The organism is Mycetocola sp. BIGb0189 (assembly GCF_024810155.1).
Classification (GTDB): domain Bacteria; phylum Actinomycetota; class Actinomycetes; order Actinomycetales; family Microbacteriaceae; genus Mycetocola; species Mycetocola lacteus.
The window spans coordinates 354,385-370,292 of the sequence record NZ_JANUED010000003.1 but is presented as its reverse complement, the minus strand read 5'-3'; the positions used below and the strand labels follow the sequence as shown (position 1 = coordinate 370,292).

Genomic DNA, 15,908 nt, shown 5'->3' with positions numbered 1-15,908 from the left:
TATGGAATGACCCGAAAAGACTCCGCTTCCACCAGCGCTGCCCCCGCCGAACGCATCCTCGATGTTGATGTGACCGATGAGATGGAGGGCTCCTTCCTGGAGTACGCCTACTCGGTCATCTACTCGCGCGCGCTCCCGGATGCGCGCGACGGACTCAAGCCGGTGCAGCGCCGCATCCTGTACCAAATGGCCGACATGGGTCTGCGCCCCGACCGCAACCATGTGAAGTCCGCCCGCGTGGTGGGCGAGGTCATGGGTAAGCTGCACCCGCACGGTGACGCCCCCATTTACGATGCTCTGGTGCGCCTGGCCCAGCCGTTCACGATGCGCCTGCCGCTGATCGACGGCCACGGAAACTTCGGATCGCTGGATGATGGTCCCGCGGCCCCGCGCTACACCGAGGCGCGCCTGGACGCGACCGCGCTGGCGATGACCGAAAACCTCGACGAGGACGTCGTGGACTTCATCCCCAACTATGACGGCGCCCTCATGCAGCCCGATGTTCTCCCCGCGGCCTATCCGAACCTCCTGGTCAACGGCGGCAGCGGTATTGCCGTGGGTATGGCCACCAACATGGCCCCGCACAACCTGATCGAGGTTGTGGGTGCCGCGCGCTTCCTGCTGGAGAAGCCCAAGGCCACCCTCGAGGAGCTGATGGCGTACGTGCCCGGCCCCGACCTGCCCACCGGCGGGACGATCGTGGGCCTTGCCGGCATCAAGGATGCCTACGCAACCGGCCGCGGCGCTTTCAAAACCCGCGCCAAGGTCACGGTCGAAAACCTGACCCCGCGAAAGAAGGGCCTGGTGGTCACCGAGCTGCCCTATCTGGTGGGGCCCGAGCGGGTGATCGAGAAGATCAAGGACGGCGTCAACAACAAGAAGCTTTCGGGCATCTCGGACGTCACCGACCTCACCGACCGGACCAACGGTCTGCGCCTGGTCATCGGCATCAAGACCGGATTCAGCCCCGAGGCGGTGCTGGAACAGCTCTACCGGTTCACCCCGTTGGAGGATGGCTTCAGCATCAACAACGTCGCCCTGGTGGATGGCGGGCCGCGGACCCTGGGTCTGCGAGAACTGCTGCAGGTCTACGTGGATCACCGCATTCAGGTGGTCACCCGCCGCTCCAAGTACCGCCTGGCTCGACGCAAGGAACGCCTGCACCTGGTGCTGGGACTCCTGATCGCGATTGTCGATATCGACGAGGTCATCCAGGTCATCCGCGCCAGCGATGACTCGGAGATTGCTCGCAAGAAGCTTCAGGAGGTGTTTGACCTCTCCAAGGTGCAGGCCGAGTACATTCTCGAGCTGCGGCTGCGTCGCCTGACCAAGTTCTCGCGGATGGAGCTGGAAACCGAGCGGGATGAGCTGCAGGCACAGATCGCCGAGCTGGAGAAGCTGCTGAGCAGCACCCGTCGGATCCGCACCCAGGTGTCCAAGGAGCTTGAGGCCGTGGCCGAGAAGTTCGGGACCCCGCGCCGCACCATGCTGACCGAGGCGGCACCGAGCATCGCCGGGTCCGCACGGAAGAAGGCCGGTGTTGTTCTTGAGGTCGCCGATGTGGCCTGCACCATTTTCCTGAGTGCCACCGGCCGCGCGCTGCGGGTGGACCGCCCGGCGGGCGAGGAGGTCACGATCACCGCGCCTCCGCGCCGCGCCAAGCACGACGCGATTGCCTCGGTGCTGGAGACCACCTCACGCACCGAGATCGGTGCGGTCACCAACCTGGGGCGCCTGATCCGCTTCTCCCCCATCGACCTCCCGGCCGTGCCCGCCGCATCGATCCATCTGGCCGCGGGTGTGAAGATCTCCGACTACATCGCGCTGACCAATAAAAAGGAGCGGGTGCTGGCCCTGGTTGATCTGGGCAGCGATCGCCCGGTTGCGCTGGGTACCGCGCAGGGTGTGGTCAAGCGGGTGACCGCGAACGCCTGGCCGAATAAGCCCGAGTTTGAGGTGATCGCGCTGAAGCCCGGCGATGAGGTTGTGGGAGTAAGCCAGCCGGCCGAAACCGATGAACTGATTTTTGTCACCTCGGACGCCAAGCTCCTGCACTTTGTCGCCTCCTCGGTGCGCCCGCAGGGTGCTCCGGCGGGTGGTATGGCCGGTGTCGCGCTGGTGGGGAGCGCTCGCGTGCTGTTCTTTGGCGCGGCGCCGCATGCCGAGGAGATTATGGTGACCACGATTTCGGTGGCCGAGGGCACGATCCCCGGCACCGATCCGGGCCGAGCCAAGACCTCGACGTTTGCCGATTTCCCGGCCAAGGGTCGTGCGACCGGTGGTGTCCGGGCCCACGCGTTCCTCAAGGGTGAGTCCCACCTCGAACGCGCCTGGGTGGGACCCGGTCCCGTGCGTGCGCTCTCGGTCGAGGGCTCGGCGCGTCCGCTGCCCGAGCCGGTGGGCCGCCGCGACGCCTCGGGTGCCGCGCTTGAGCAGGTGGTGACCTATCTGGGACGGGCGATCCAGCCCGACACCGGCTCCGGCTCTGCCGCCGCGTCCGATGGTGACGCTCCGCAGGGTGGCCCCCTGGATGCCCCCTCGTTCGAGGATGGCGACGTGATCCGGATCCCCGCCCGCGCCTCGGCCACCCCGGCCCAGCCACTCGGCTTTGACACCGACGGCGTGCTTTCGGTGGAACCCACCGAGACGGTCGCACTGGACCTCGATCTGGAATAGGTCCCACAATAAAGGGGCCCGGTCTCACTCAGATGAGTGGGACCGGGCCCCTTTATGATTTGGTGCGCCGAGGTGACGTGGTGTGCCCCGCGGCGATTCGGCATCCGCCGGAGCAGGTTAGACGTCGATGCGTTCGCGGCTGAGATCCGCCGAGTGCTCCACGATGAAGTCCTTACGCGGTGCCACGTCGCTTCCCATCAACAGCTCAAAAACCTTGGAAGCTCGCTCGGCGTCGCCCATGCGTACGCGGCGCAGGGTTCGTCCCGAGCGTTCCATCGTGGTTTCTGCCAGCTGGTCGGCATCCATCTCGCCCAGACCCTTGTACCGCTGCGGATCCTGGTAGCGCTTTCCGGTGGCCTTGAATTCGGCCAGCAGGTCGTGCAGCTCCTGCTCGGAGTACGTGTAGATCGTCTCATTGGGCTTGGAGCCCGGGTTGATCTGCACCACCCGGTGCAGCGGGGGCACCGCCGCGTAGACCCGGCCCGCATCGATCATCGGCCGCATGTAGCGGAAGAACAGCGTGAGCAGCAGGGTACGAATGTGCGCACCGTCCACATCGGCGTCGCTCATGATGATGACCTTGCCATAGCGGGCGGCGTCCAGATCAAAACTGCGGCCCGATCCGGCACCGATCACCTGAATGATCGCCGCGCACTCGGCGTTGGAAAGCATGTCGGACACCGAGGACTTCTGCACGTTGAGGATCTTGCCACGGATCGGCAGCAGCGCCTGGTGCTCGCTGTCGCGGGCGTTCTTGGCGGTGCCCAGCGCCGAGTCACCCTCGACGATGAACAGCTCGGAGGTTTCCACATCGTTGCTGCGGCAATCCACCAGCTTCGCGGGCAGCGAGGAGGACTCCAGCGCGTTCTTGCGACGCTGTGTCTCCTTGTGGGTGCGCGCGGAAATGCGCGACTTCATCTCGGCGACAACCTTGTCCAGCACCAGGGCGGTCTGGGTCTTGTCATCCCGCTTGGTCGAGGCGAAGCGTTCCTTGAGCTGTCCGGAGACCACCGAGGCAACAATCGCGCGCACCGCGGGGGTACCCAGGATCTCCTTGGTCTGACCCTCAAACTGCGGCTCGGCCAGACGCACGGTCAGGACCGCGGTCAGCCCGGCCAGGACGTCGTCCTTATCCAGCTTGTCATTTCCGGCCTTCAGGCGACGCGCGTTGGCCTCGACCTGGGCGCGCAGGAAGCGCAGCAGCCCCTGGTCAAAACCGGTCTGGTGGGAGCCGCCCTTCGGGGTGGCGATGATGTTCACAAAGCTGCGCATCACCGTCTCATAGCCGGTGCCCCAGCGCAGCGCGATATCCACGGTGCACTCGCGCTCCACCTCGGTGGGTACCATCGCCCCACCGTCGGTCAGCACGGGCACGGTCTCGGTGAAGGTCGAGGTTCCGGTCAGGCGCCACACATCGGTGATCGCCGCATCCGGGGCCAGGTGGTCCACAAACTCGGAGATGCCGCCGTCAAACTCGAAGGCGTGTGATTCGGTCTCCTCGCCGCGGGAGTCCTCGATGGCGATGCCGAGGCCGGGGATCAGGAATGCCGTCTGCTTGGCGCGACCGATCAGGTCGTCCATCTGGAAGTTGGCACCCTTGGTGAAGATCTGCGGGTCGGCCCAGTAGCGCACACGGGTACCGGTCTTGGCCTTGGCGACCTTGCCGATCGGCCGCAGTGCGGGCTCGCCGAACTCGGTGAACGGGGTGAACGGAGCATCGGGGGTGGGCGCGCCGGTGTCTTCGAAGACGCCGGGCACACCGCGCTTGAAGGACATCAGCCAGGTCTTGCCACCGCGATCCACCTCGACATCGAGGCGTGCACTCAGCGCGTTGACCACCGAGGCACCCACACCGTGCAGACCACCCGAGGCTGCATAGGAGCCCGAGCCAAACTTTCCACCGGCGTGCAACTTGGTGAAGACGACCTCGACACCGCTCAGCCCGGTCTTGGGCTCGATGTCTACCGGGATACCACGGGCGGTGTCGCGCACCTCGACGGAGCCGTCGTGGTGCAGCAGGATATTGATCTTGGTTCCGAAGCCCGCCAGCGCCTCATCCACCGAGTTGTCGATGATCTCCCAGAGGCAGTGCATGAGGCCGCGGGAGTCGGTGGACCCGATGTACATACCGGGTCGCTTCCGCACCGCCTCAAGGCCCTCGAGGACGGAGAGGTGGCGCGCGGAGTATTCAGTGGTCACAGGGATAAATTCTACCGAAAACCCCCGACATCGCCTGCCACCGACACGTTGTGAACGGCCTGAGCGTACGCGCCTAGCGAAATTGCCCCGGAACGGAATGAAAATGCCCCCGGACGTGGTTGGATAAGACGTGAGGCCGAACGATTGGCCTCCTCACCGGTCAGGAGGAAAACATGACACAGATCACCGAAAGCGCTCCGAGCGTGGTGGACGCCCCGGCACTGACCGCGGCCGACCGTTGCGACAGCTGCGGTGCACAGGCCTACGTCCGGGTAACCCTTGCCAATGGCGAGCTCATGTTCTGCGCTCACCACGGTAAGAAGTACCAGGAGAAGCTTGCCGCCGTCGCCTCGAACTGGCACGACGAGAGCGCCCGCCTCAGCGAGGCTCGCGCCTAAGGCTCGCCCACACTCGCCGGCGCTGCTGATACAGCGCGAGAGCGGCGAGTCCCCAAACCACGCGTCGCCGTCCGGGAAACCGGACGGCGACGTTTTGGTGTGTGGACACCATTCACCAACAAAAACACCCCGCCGGAACCGAGGTTCGGGCGGGGTATTTTAGTGGTTGAACGGCTTAGCGGGGAAGCTTGCCAATCAGGATCTCGCGGGCGAGATCGATGGTCTGATCCAGCTCATCGTGCTTGTCGTTCTTGATGTAGGTGTCTCCGGTGCGGGCCACGGCGAGGCTGATCAGGTGATCGGCAAACACCGGGTTCAGGACCAGCGCCGGGCCGTGCAGGTGCGTGCCGTAGGCATTGCCCACAACCGCGCCCTCCAGGCCGTCGCCGTTACCGAAGCCGTTGCGCACCGCACCGATCGGCGCCATGCCCTGGGCCAACGTGGTCACGGCCGAGTGGTTCTCGGTGCCGATCAGCAGACCAAACTGCCCATCGATACCAAATGCCTCGGTCACAATCCGCGCCGCGGTAGCATCCACGGTCACGTCAAAGACCCCGGCACCCTCGATCACGGTATTCGAATCGAGCTTGATCGTCTTGCCCAGCAGGTGGAACCCGGCACCGGCGGCCAGGAAGACCACACCCGCCTTCGCCCACTCGCGCAGCTGCTCGGCGATCTGCGCAAACTCCGGGGCGAGGGCACGCTGTGCACTCGAGGATCCGGTGCCCACCACCACGATGTCCGGGAGGATACCCAGGGTGTCCCCCGGGTTGTAGGTGCGCTGCTCGACCTCGATACCGGCGAGCTCCAGACGGTGCGCGAGCGCACGCCGGTTGCCGGTGTCCCCGTTCAGGGCCAGGTCGTTGGAGAAGAGTTCAAGAATGGAGACGGTCACGAGGCCGCACCTGCTTCCAGGTCCTTATAACCCAGGTACTTCCGGGTTGCCATCATCTGGTCATAGTCGAGGAAGAACGTGTGGCGTCCGCTCGCCGGGCGCGGCCCGTCAAGCACTGCCTGCACGGCCTCGGTCACGTCCGGGATGATCCGGTCAAAGGTCTTGCCCTCATAGGCCAGTCGGGTCGCGACAAACGCACCCTTGGGGCCCGAGATGACATCCACGTGCTTGATCTTGGACAGATCGGCGTTGTAGAGCCAGGAGGGATCGTAGGACGACTCATCGTAGGCAAACAGTACCGAGTCCGGCTCATAGGTGAGCGAATCCAGGTTCAGCTGCAGCGACGCCAGGTTCTTGAGCATCAGGATCTCAACCTCGCGGTCACCCACGGTCATGATCTCGCCGCGACCGTACACGGTCTTACCGGCCTGGACGGCCTTCAGCGCGATATTGACGTCGAAGCGCTCACCCAGGGTGTGCGCGGCGAGGGTCAGCGTGGCGGCCACGTCGACCGCATAGTGCAGTCCGCGGCTCGGCATGGTGATCGGGTAGTCGGTGCCGGCGAAGCGGATGACCGCCTCGTTACCGGCGGCCGAAACCACCTCGGCGACCGGGTGCGCGCCGTTAGCCGACGCCTCGATCTCCGAGTAGTCCCGAGCCGAAGCCTGACCGTGCGGGGCCGAGGCCAGCGCCTCGGGGGTCGAACCGAAGTACTCCACCCGGTGCTTGCCACCCTGCTCCAGCTCGGTACCGAGCTTGGCCAGGAAGTTGTCGTCACGGTTCAGCGCCACGTAGCCATCCACCGCGTGAGCGATGTTGCGGAACATGGTCGCGACCCGGTCGGGCTCACCGAAACGGTAGATCTGATCAACCAGCAGGTTGAGGATCACCGCGGCGCGCGGACGCAGCTGCTCGGCAATCACCACACCGTAGCCCTCATCGATCTCCAGGATCGCGATATCCGCGTCCAGGCGACCGGTCAGCGAGGTCTCCTTGAGCAGCGCCGAGGCGATGCCCTGAGGCATGTTGGCACCACTGGGGTTGGTGAACACCTTGAGGCCGTGTGCACGCACAACGTCGGTCATGATGTTGGTGGTGGTGGACTTCCCGTTGGAACCCAGGATGAACACCACGCCGTGCGGGAGGCCCGCCGCCACGTCACGCATGACGTTGGGCGCGAGCTTCTGGACAACCACTCCCGGCAGGGCGCTGCCGCCCCCGCGCAGACGGGTCGCGAAACGCGCGGCCCGTCCGGCGAGGATCGGCAGGACGTACTTCACGCCGCCCGGCTTACTCAAGGTAGTCACGCAGCGACTGCGAGCGGGACGGGTGGCGCAGCTTGGCCATCGTCTTCGACTCGATCTGACGGATCCGCTCTCGGGTCACCCCGAAGGTGTCACCGATCTGGTCCAGGGTCTTGGGCATGCCATCACCCAGGCCGAAGCGCATCCGGATCACGCCGGCCTCACGCTCGGAGAGCGAGTCCAGCAGCGACTCCAGCTGCTTCTGCAGCATGGTGAAGCCCACGGCGTCGGCGGGAACCACGGCCTCGGTGTCCTCGATGAGGTCACCGAACTCGCTGTCACCGTCTTCACCCAGCGGCGTGTGCAGGGAGATGGGCTCGCGGCCGTACTTCTGCACCTCGATGACCTTCTCCGGGGTCATGTCGAGTTCCTTCGACAGCTCCTCGGGGGTGGGCTCGCGGCCCAGGTCCTGCAGCATCTGGCGCTGCACGCGGGCCAGCTTGTTGATGACCTCAACCATGTGCACGGGGATACGGATCGTGCGAGCCTGGTCGGCCATCGCGCGGGTGATCGCCTGACGGATCCACCAGGTGGCGTACGTCGAGAACTTGAAGCCCTTGGTGTAGTCGAACTTCTCCACCGCGCGGATCAGGCCGAGGTTACCCTCCTGGATCAGGTCCAGGAACTGCATGCCACGACCGGTGTAGCGCTTAGCCAGCGACACCACCAGACGGAGGTTCGCGCCGAGCAGGTGACTCTTGGCGCGCTGACCGTCCTTGGCTACCCACATCAGCTCACGCTTGAGCTGCGGGGTCATGCCGTCGGCCTCGTTGGCAAGCTTGTCCTCCGCGAACAGGCCGGCCTCGATACGCATCGCAAGCTCAACCTCCTCGGCGGCGTTCAGCAGCGCAACCTTACCGATCTGCTTGAGGTAGTCCTTGACGGGGTCGGCGGTGGCACCGGTGATGGCTGCCGAATAGACCGGAACCTCATCCTCGTCGTTCTGCGAGGACAGAACCAGGGCGTCCTGGGGCAGGTTCTCGGGAATGTCCGACTTCTTGTCGGTTTCCTCCTCGTCTGCGCCCTCCTCGATGTCGGGTGCGTCGAGAACCTCGTCCACCGCATCCTTCTTTGCGGCACGCTTGGTCGCCGGCTTCTTTGCCGGTTCGGCCGCGGCGGCCTTCCTTACTGGTGTTTTCCGAGTCGCCTTTGCGGGCGCTACAGTTTCAGCTTCGGTGGCTTCCGAAGCCTGCACTTTCTTGGTTGCCATGGAGGCACCTTTCAGTCTTGAGGAGGGGTACGTGGTATCCCCCACCCATCCTCAATCCACGATAGTTTTCGGACATTACGAGGACCCATGTCAAGTCCGAATGTGTTGCGCGGCAATTAAGCCACCTCACGCTCGGTCAAGAACGGGTCCTTCCCTCCATTATGCCATGCTTTGGAAGGTCTTTTTGCCACGACCCCTTGCGCAGTGGGCAAATCATGGGGTATTGGCGTGGTTTTTTGGCGGGGGAACAGTGAATTTAACCCCTGGATCTGCGGTTTTATTCCCAAACTGGGGATATGTCAGGATGCGTCATGACCGTCGCGACCATCTTTACGGCGCAAACGTGCAATCATCGCCACCCAGACGGGCCCGACCTCGATTCCGTCCTCGGAAAGAATCGAACGGGTGCGGCGACGGGCGCGGAACAGCATCACCACACCAAAGGCGATCACCACAAACTGGACGATCATCGCAAACCGGAACGAGTGCAGGGAGTACACCTCGGCGGGCGGGCCACCGTGGCCACCAACGAGGTCCAGAATCACGCCCATCAGGAACATGATCACAAAGCTGGCACTGAATCCGCCCACGTTGACCAGCCCATTGGCCGACCCGAGCACCCGCGAGGGGTTATAGGTGCGGGCAAAGTCGAAGCCGATCAGCGAGCCCGGTCCCCCGGCACCCATCGCGACGAGCAGGATGATGACCAGCCAGAGTGGCGGTGTCCCGGGCCAGAGCAGCACGGCGGCCCAGGCCACGGCGATCGCGAAGACCAGGCCCAGCACGATGTTGCTGCGCCGGTACGGGTAGCGTGCACTCAGCAGACCCAGAACCGGACCGATTGCAATACCGGAGGCCACCACGACGAGCAGCATGGCCGCCGCGAAACCCTCGGTGAACCCTAGGCCGTAGACCATAAAGGGAATCCCCCAGAGCAGCGAGAACACGGTTCCCGGAGACTGGGTGGTGAAGTGTGACCAGAATCCCAGCTGGGTTCCCGGGCGGCGCAGCGCCATACCCAGCTCGCGCACGGACTGTCCCCAGGTACCCACGGGCGGCGGAACCGGGGCGTCCCGCGGACGATCACGCACGGTCGCCAGCACTAACACCAGCGCCAGGACGCAGAGGGCGGCCGCGCTCAAGAACGCCGGGCTCCAGCCAAAGCGGTGCAGCACCCAGGCGAAGGGCAGCGCCGAGAGGACCTGGCCCAGCTGCCCGATGTTTCCGATCCACTGCGAGAGCTGCGGAACCCACTTGCCGGTAAACCAGGAGGAGATCAGTCGGAGCACCGAGACGAAGATCGCCGCATCACCCGCACCCACCAGGATGCGTCCGAGGACCGCAATACCGAGCTGGTCGGCAATCGCCAGGATGACCTGACCCACCGCGAGCAGCCCCAAACCGAAGAGGATTAGGACACGCGGCCCCAGGCGATCGATAAGCACACCCACCGGCACCTGCATGGCCGCATAGATGACCAGCTGCATGACCGCGAGCGTCGAAAACGCCGCGGCTGATGCGTCAAAACGCTCGACGGCGGCTACCCCGGCGACACCCATCGTGGCGCGCTGCAGGACGGCCACCATGTATGCCAGGGCACCGATCCAAAAAACAATCCAGGAGGTGCGCGTATTCACCAATTCAGCTTATCGGGCCACTCGCAACGATTCGATCCGCCCCGCCATCGGATGCACTGCACACTTGTGATCCGCGGCTGCACGCCCTCCGAGCGGCGGGGCTACTCCCCCGGCTCGCGCAGGTCGTCGCCGTTGTCCTCGCCATCGGGACGTCCGGCCAGGAAGCGCTCGAGCTCGGCGGCAATCTCATCCGCCGAGGGCAGCGACCCGTCCATCGCCACAAACGGCGAGGCCGGCATATTCGATTCCATATAGGAGTCGTGCCGCTCCTCCAGAGTGGCCACCAGGCGACGCAGCTCATCGTTCCCGGCGACCTGCTCGTTCAGACGCTCCACAAATTCCCGTGCCTGGTCACGCAGACCGTCGGTGGGCAGGATCAGCCCGGTGGCCGCGCCCACATACTCGATCGCCGCGATCAGGACATCGGGGTACTGGGTGTCGCTCAGATAGTGCGGGGTGAGCAGCGCGAGCCCGGCCACGGCGAGGCCATGCTCGGTCAGGCGATACTCCAGCAGGTGCAGGACGTTGGCGGGCAGCTGGGTCTGCGGCCGCCAAACTGTCAGCGACTCGATCAGGTCGGCCCGGGTTCCACTCACGGTCACCGGGACCGGGCGGGTGTGCGGCACCGGCATGGGAACCGCGTGCAGCCAGGTGGTGCGGGCGATGCCCAGGGTGTCGATCAGTCCGGTGATCGAGCGCACAAACGTCTCCCACCTAAAATCGGGCTCGTAGCCGCTGAGGAAGAGGAAGGGCTGGGAGAGCTCATCGTGGACGAGGGTCAGCTCCAGGCGCGGCGGCACATAGTCCGAGAGGTGATCCTCATCGAAGGTCGCGATCGGGCGACGGGCGCGGTAATCCAGCAGTGCGTCGTTATCGAAGGTGGCCACGACCCGGGAATCCAGGTTTTCCCGGACGAAGTCGATGAACTGTGCCGAGGCGCTACCGGCATCCGAATACCCGGTGAGAGCCACCACAAGATCAAGCCCGGCGGGGATGTCCGCGGGGGTGGCGCTGAGGGAAAAGAGTCGGTCGGAGTCAGCCATGAATCCACTCTAGGGCTCACAACCGGAACAATCCTCCGTTTTTGGTCGCTCCCGCTTTGCCATCAGCGAACACGCATGCAACCCGCGCGCACACGGGCGGTTCGAGCACACATGGGCATAGCATGGTGGCATGACCGTTCCCGTTCTTAATATCTCCACCACCCCTGCCGATTCCGCGGCCGCGACCGTTCTGGTTCTCGCCGCCCACGGAACCGGCGACAACGTCACCCTGGTCGCCCCGGCCGGCTTTGAGGCCGTGACCGAGCTGGTTGGCCCGCTGGGCATCTCGGGTGCCGCCGACCGTCTGGTCCGCCTGCCCGCCGTGGCCGGTATCGCCGACACCCTCGCCGTGATTGGCCTGGGCGGCGAGCCCACCACCGATCGTCTGCGTTCGGCCGCCGGATCCGCGATCCGTCAGCTTGCCGGTGTCGAGCACGTAGCCCTGGCGCTCCCGGTTGCCGACGTGACCGAACTGTCGGCCGTGACCGAGGGTGCCGCACTCGGTACCTACTCGTTCATCGACTACCGTGGTGCCACCCAGGCCGAGCAGAAGAGCGCGGTGGAGACCGTGACCGTGCTGACCGAGGCCGGAACCGGCACCGAGGACGAGCACCTGGCGATCATCGCCCGTGCCGCCGCCGTGGCCGAGGCCGTCTCGCTGGTCAAGGACCTGGTGAACACCCCCGCCAACGACATGTACCCCGCCAGCATGGTGACCGCGGCCACCCAGGCTGCCGAGGGGCTGCCCCTCGAGTTCACCGTCTGGGACGAGGAAGCCCTCGCCACCGACGGCTTCGGCGGTCTGAGCGGCGTTGGCCAGGGCTCGACCCGCGGACCGCGCCTGCTGAAGATCAGCTACTCCCCCGAGGGCGCTACCCAGCACCTCGCCCTGGTGGGTAAGGGCATCACCTTCGACACCGGCGGACTCTCGCTGAAGCCCGCCAACTCGATGCTGGGCATGAAGTTCGACATGGCCGGAGCCGCCGCGGTGCTGGGCACCCTGACCGCCGCCGCCGAGCTGAACCTGCCCGTACGCCTCACCGGCTGGCTGTGCCTGGCCGAGAACATGCCCTCGGGCTCGGCGATCCGTCCCGGAGACGTCATCACCATCCGTGGTGGACGCACCGTCGAGGTCACCAACACCGACGCCGAGGGCCGCCTGGTTCTGGCCGACGGTCTGGTGGCCGCCGGTGAGGAGCAGCCCGACGCGATCGTGGACATCGCGACCCTTACCGGTGCCGCCCTGGTTGCCCTGGGCGACCGCTACATGGGTGTACTCGGCGACGACGCGCTGGTCGAGTCGGTCATCGCCAACTCCAAGCTCGTGGGCGAGCCCGCCTGGGCCATGCCGATGCCCGCCGAACTGCGCGGCATCCTGAACTCCAACGTGGCCGACATCATGAACGCCAATGTCGGAAACCGCAACGGCGGCATGCTCGTAGCTGCGCACTTCCTGAAAGAGTTCACGACCCCGCGCGCGGACGCTCCGGAGACCACGATCCCCTGGGCACACCTGGATATCGCGGGACCCGCCGATAATGGCGGTTCCGCATACGGCTTCACCGGCAACGGCGCAACCGCCTCGGGCGTGCGTCTGCTGCTGTCGCTTGCCGAAGAATATTCGCGTAGGTAGTAAGGTTCTTATGGTGGCCTTTACCACCCAGGCGAGCCACACAATGGTCTCGCAAAAACAGCTCAATTCAAGACTCATGAGGGAGTAGCTCAGTGACGGAGCAGAATTTTGACATCGTCGTGCTCGGCGGTGGAAGTGGAGGCTACGCGGCAGCCCTGCGCGCAAGCGAGCTCGGCTTCTCGGTAGCACTGATTGAGAAGGACAAGGTGGGCGGCACCTGCCTGCACCGCGGCTGCATCCCGACCAAGGCGCTGCTGCACGCGGCCGAGGTCGCCGATGTCACCCGCGAGGCCGCTCAGTTCGGTATCTCCGCAACCCTGAACGGTGTGGACATGGCCGGCGTAACCGCCTACCGCGAGAACATCATCGCCAAGAAGTACAAGGGACTTCAGGGTCTGGTGAAGGCACGCAAGATCACCACCATCGAGGGTGAGGGACGCCTGGTCGCCCCCAACACCGTCCAGGTGGGCGACCAGACCATCGTGGGTAAGGATGTCATCCTGGCAACCGGTTCCTACAGCCGTTCGCTGCCGGGTCTGGAGATCGGCGGTCGCGTAATGACCTCCGAGCAGGCGCTTGAGCTTCCGTTCGTTCCCGGATCCGTTGCGATCCTCGGCGGCGGCGTGATTGGCGTCGAGTTCGCCAGCGTGTGGAAGTCCTTCGGTTCGGATGTGACCATCATCGAGGGTCTGCCGCACCTGGTTCCCAACGAGGACGAGGCCATCTCCAAGGGCCTCGAGCGTGCGTTCCGCAAGCGCGGAATCAACTACTCGCTGGGCATCCGCTTCCAGAGCGTCACCCAGCACGAAAACGGCGTTGTGGTCACCCTGGAAGACGGCAAGACCATCGAGGCCGAGATCCTCCTGGTTGCCGTGGGCCGTGGCCCCGCCACCGCAAACCTCGGTTTCGAAGAGGTTGGCGTGACCATCGATCGCGGCTTCGTGATCACCAACGAGCGTCTGCAGACGAACATCCCCAACCTCTGGGCCGTCGGTGACATCGTTCCGGGTCTGCAGCTGGCCCACCGTGGTTTCCAGCAGGGCATCTTTGTCGCCGAGGAGATTGCCGGTCTGAACCCGGTCATCATCGAGGACGTCAACATCCCCAAGGTCACCTACAGCGAGCCCGAGGTCGCCTCGGTCGGCTACACCGAGGCCAAGGCCAAGGAGAAGTTCGGCGCCGACGCGATCACCAGCTACGACTACAACCTTGCCGGTAACGGTAAGAGCGAGATCCTGGGCACCGCCGGAAACGTCAAGGTAGTTCGTGTGAACGACGGCCCCGTGGTCGGCGTGCACATGATCGGCGCCCGCGTGGGTGAGCTGATCGGTGAGGCACAGCTCGTTGTCAACTGGGAAGCACACCCCGAAGACATCGCGCCGCTGATCCACGCGCACCCCACGCAGAACGAGGCACTGGGCGAGGCGTTCCTGTACCTCGCCGGCAAGCCGCTGCACACCCTTTAGTACGCACCGATACATCCGCACACACAATTTAGGTTTTAAGGAGACAAGGTCATGAGTGAATCCGTGGTCCTGCCGGCTCTGGGTGAAAGCGTCACCGAGGGCACCGTTACCCGCTGGCTGAAGAACGTCGGCGATCAGGTCGAGGTCGACGAGCCGCTGCTCGAGGTTTCGACCGACAAGGTAGACACCGAGATCCCCTCGCCGATTGCCGGCGTTATCGAGGAGATTCTGGTTGAAGAGGACGAGACCGTCGAGGTTGGCGCCGTCCTGGTAAAGATTGGCGATGGCTCGGGCGCCGCCGCGGCTCCGGCCGCCGAGGCACCCGCTGCCCCCGCCGCCGAGGCACCCGCCGCACCGGCACCCGCCGCTGCGCCGGCACCGGTAGCCGCTCCGGCCCCCGCTGCCGCCCCGGCACCGGTTGCCGCCGCTCCGGCACCGACCCAGGCCGTTGCACCGCCGCCCACCGCGGCAGTGAAGCCGGTCTCGGTTCCCGCCGCTGCTCCGGCAGCAGCAGCACCCGCCGCACCGGCAGCAAACGCCGGTGGCAACGGTTATGTCACCCCGCTGGTGCGTCGTCTCGCACAGCAGCAGGGTGTCGACCTGAACACCGTCGTGGGCACCGGCGTGGGTGGACGCATCCGCAAGGAAGACGTCCTCAACGCGGGCACCTCCGCACCGGCAGCATCGGCTTCGGCCGCGGCAGCACCGGTCGTGGAGAACTCGCCGCTGCGTGGCACCACCGTCAAGATGAGCCGCCTGCGCAAGGTTGTGGCCGAGCGTGCCGTGGCCTCGCTGCAGCAGACCGCCCAGCTGACCACCGTGGTTGAGGTTGACGTGACCAACGTCGCCATCCTCCGCGACAAGTTCAAGGGTGAGTTCCTGGAGAAGACCGGCGCCAAGCTGTCCTTCCTGCCGTTCTTCGCCCTGGCCGCCGCCGAGGCGCTGCGTCAGTTCCCGATCATCAACGCGACCGTAGACGGCGACAGCATCGTGTACCCGGCCACCGAGAACATCTCGATCGCCGTGGACACCGAGCGTGGCCTGCTGACCCCGGTCGTGCGCGATGCCGGCGAGCTCTCGCTCGCCGACCTGGCCACCGAGATCGGTGACCTGGCCGCTCGCACCCGCGACAACAAGCTGACCCCGGACGAGCTCTCGGGCGGAACCTTCACGCTGACCAACACCGGTTCGCGTGGGGCCCTGTTCGACACCCCCGTGGTCTTCCTGCCGCAGAGCGCCATCCTGGGTACCGGTGTGGTCTTCAAGAAGCCCGCCGTCATCTCCAACGGTGGCGTGGACTCGATCGCCATCCGCTCCAGCGTCTACCTGGCCCTGTCCTACGACCACCGCATCGTGGACGGTGCCGACGCCGCTCGCTTCCTGACCACCATCAAGGCTCGCCTTGAGGCCGGGAACTTCGAGGGTAACCTCGGTATCTAACCCACGT

11 protein-coding genes are annotated in these 15,908 nt (G+C 65.3%); 5 read left to right on the top strand and 6 right to left on the bottom strand.

Going from position 1 to position 15,908, the window contains the following annotated elements; translation table 11 throughout:
• The first annotated feature begins 6 nt into the window (after window positions 1-6).
• A complete protein-coding gene (locus M2390_RS06495; protein WP_259177684.1) occupies window positions 7-2,676 on the top strand; it encodes a DNA topoisomerase (ATP-hydrolyzing) subunit A in 2,670 nt (889 codons plus the stop codon).
• Between the two features lie 117 nt (window positions 2,677-2,793).
• Here the strand turns inward: M2390_RS06495 and M2390_RS06490 are convergent, their stop codons facing one another.
• The gene (locus tag M2390_RS06490; RefSeq protein ID WP_121688675.1) at window positions 2,794-4,875 is read right to left on the bottom strand and encodes a type IIA DNA topoisomerase subunit B; all 2,082 of its coding nucleotides are present in this window, start codon (window positions 4,873-4,875) and stop codon (window positions 2,794-2,796) included.
• Between the two features lie 173 nt (window positions 4,876-5,048).
• Between M2390_RS06490 and M2390_RS06485 the strand changes: the two genes are divergently transcribed.
• The gene (locus M2390_RS06485; protein ID WP_030143592.1) at window positions 5,049-5,273 is read left to right on the top strand and encodes a hypothetical protein; all 225 of its coding nucleotides are present in this window, start codon (window positions 5,049-5,051) and stop codon (window positions 5,271-5,273) included.
• Window positions 5,274-5,448: 175 nt separating this feature from the next.
• Here M2390_RS06485 and M2390_RS06480 read toward each other — a convergent pair whose 3' ends face one another.
• From M2390_RS06480 to M2390_RS06460, 5 genes are all read right to left on the bottom strand, one after another.
• Window positions 5,449-6,168 (bottom strand): type 1 glutamine amidotransferase, encoded by a 720-nt coding sequence (locus M2390_RS06480; RefSeq protein ID WP_121688676.1) that lies wholly within the window; start codon window positions 6,166-6,168, stop codon window positions 5,449-5,451.
• Window positions 6,165-7,475, bottom strand: coding sequence for a Mur ligase family protein (locus tag M2390_RS06475; RefSeq protein WP_147441676.1), 1,311 nt, complete (start codon window positions 7,473-7,475; stop codon window positions 6,165-6,167). The genes M2390_RS06480 and M2390_RS06475 overlap by 4 nt, the downstream gene beginning before the upstream one ends.
• Window positions 7,459-8,682, bottom strand: a complete 1,224-nt coding sequence (locus tag M2390_RS06470; protein ID WP_030143595.1) for an RNA polymerase sigma factor — start codon at window positions 8,680-8,682, stop codon at window positions 7,459-7,461. The genes M2390_RS06475 and M2390_RS06470 overlap by 17 nt, the downstream gene beginning before the upstream one ends.
• 299 nt (window positions 8,683-8,981) lie before the next feature.
• Window positions 8,982-10,319: a nitrate/nitrite transporter gene (locus M2390_RS06465; protein ID WP_259177683.1), complete on the bottom strand. Its 1,338-nt coding sequence runs from the start codon at window positions 10,317-10,319 to the stop codon at window positions 8,982-8,984.
• A 101-nt stretch (window positions 10,320-10,420) separates the two neighbouring features.
• Window positions 10,421-11,362 carry a proteasome assembly chaperone family protein gene (locus M2390_RS06460; protein WP_259177682.1) on the bottom strand — a complete coding sequence of 314 codons (942 nt, stop codon included), beginning with the start codon at window positions 11,360-11,362 and terminating at the stop codon, window positions 10,421-10,423.
• A 130-nt stretch (window positions 11,363-11,492) separates the two neighbouring features.
• Between M2390_RS06460 and M2390_RS06455 the strand changes: the two genes are divergently transcribed.
• The 3 genes from M2390_RS06455 to sucB all read left to right on the top strand — a co-directional run bounded on the left by M2390_RS06455 (window position 11,493) and on the right by sucB (window position 15,901).
• Window positions 11,493-12,995: a leucyl aminopeptidase gene (locus M2390_RS06455; RefSeq protein WP_259177681.1), complete on the top strand. Its 1,503-nt coding sequence runs from the start codon at window positions 11,493-11,495 to the stop codon at window positions 12,993-12,995.
• A 92-nt stretch (window positions 12,996-13,087) separates the two neighbouring features.
• Window positions 13,088-14,461, top strand: a complete 1,374-nt coding sequence (gene lpdA / locus M2390_RS06450; protein WP_030143599.1) for a dihydrolipoyl dehydrogenase — start codon at window positions 13,088-13,090, stop codon at window positions 14,459-14,461.
• A gap of 51 nt (window positions 14,462-14,512) precedes the next feature.
• The gene (sucB, locus tag M2390_RS06445) at window positions 14,513-15,901 is read left to right on the top strand and encodes a 2-oxoglutarate dehydrogenase, E2 component, dihydrolipoamide succinyltransferase (protein WP_259177680.1); all 1,389 of its coding nucleotides are present in this window, start codon (window positions 14,513-14,515) and stop codon (window positions 15,899-15,901) included.
• The last annotated feature ends 7 nt before the right edge of the window (window positions 15,902-15,908 follow it).

What these genes read in the sequence shown, in the direction of transcription:
- M2390_RS06495 (WP_259177684.1), top strand. Translation starts at nt 7, where the DNA reads ATGACCCGAAAAGACTCCGCTTCCACCAGCGCTGCCCCCGCCGAACGC.
- M2390_RS06485 (WP_030143592.1), top strand. Translation starts at nt 5,049, where the DNA reads ATGACACAGATCACCGAAAGCGCTCCGAGCGTGGTGGACGCCCCGGCA.
- M2390_RS06470 (WP_030143595.1), bottom strand. Translation starts at nt 8,682, where the DNA reads ATGGCAACCAAGAAAGTGCAGGCTTCGGAAGCCACCGAAGCTGAAACT.
- M2390_RS06460 (WP_259177682.1), bottom strand. Translation starts at nt 11,362, where the DNA reads ATGGCTGACTCCGACCGACTCTTTTCCCTCAGCGCCACCCCCGCGGAC.
- M2390_RS06455 (WP_259177681.1), top strand. Translation starts at nt 11,493, where the DNA reads ATGACCGTTCCCGTTCTTAATATCTCCACCACCCCTGCCGATTCCGCG.
- sucB (WP_259177680.1), top strand. Translation starts at nt 14,513, where the DNA reads ATGAGTGAATCCGTGGTCCTGCCGGCTCTGGGTGAAAGCGTCACCGAG.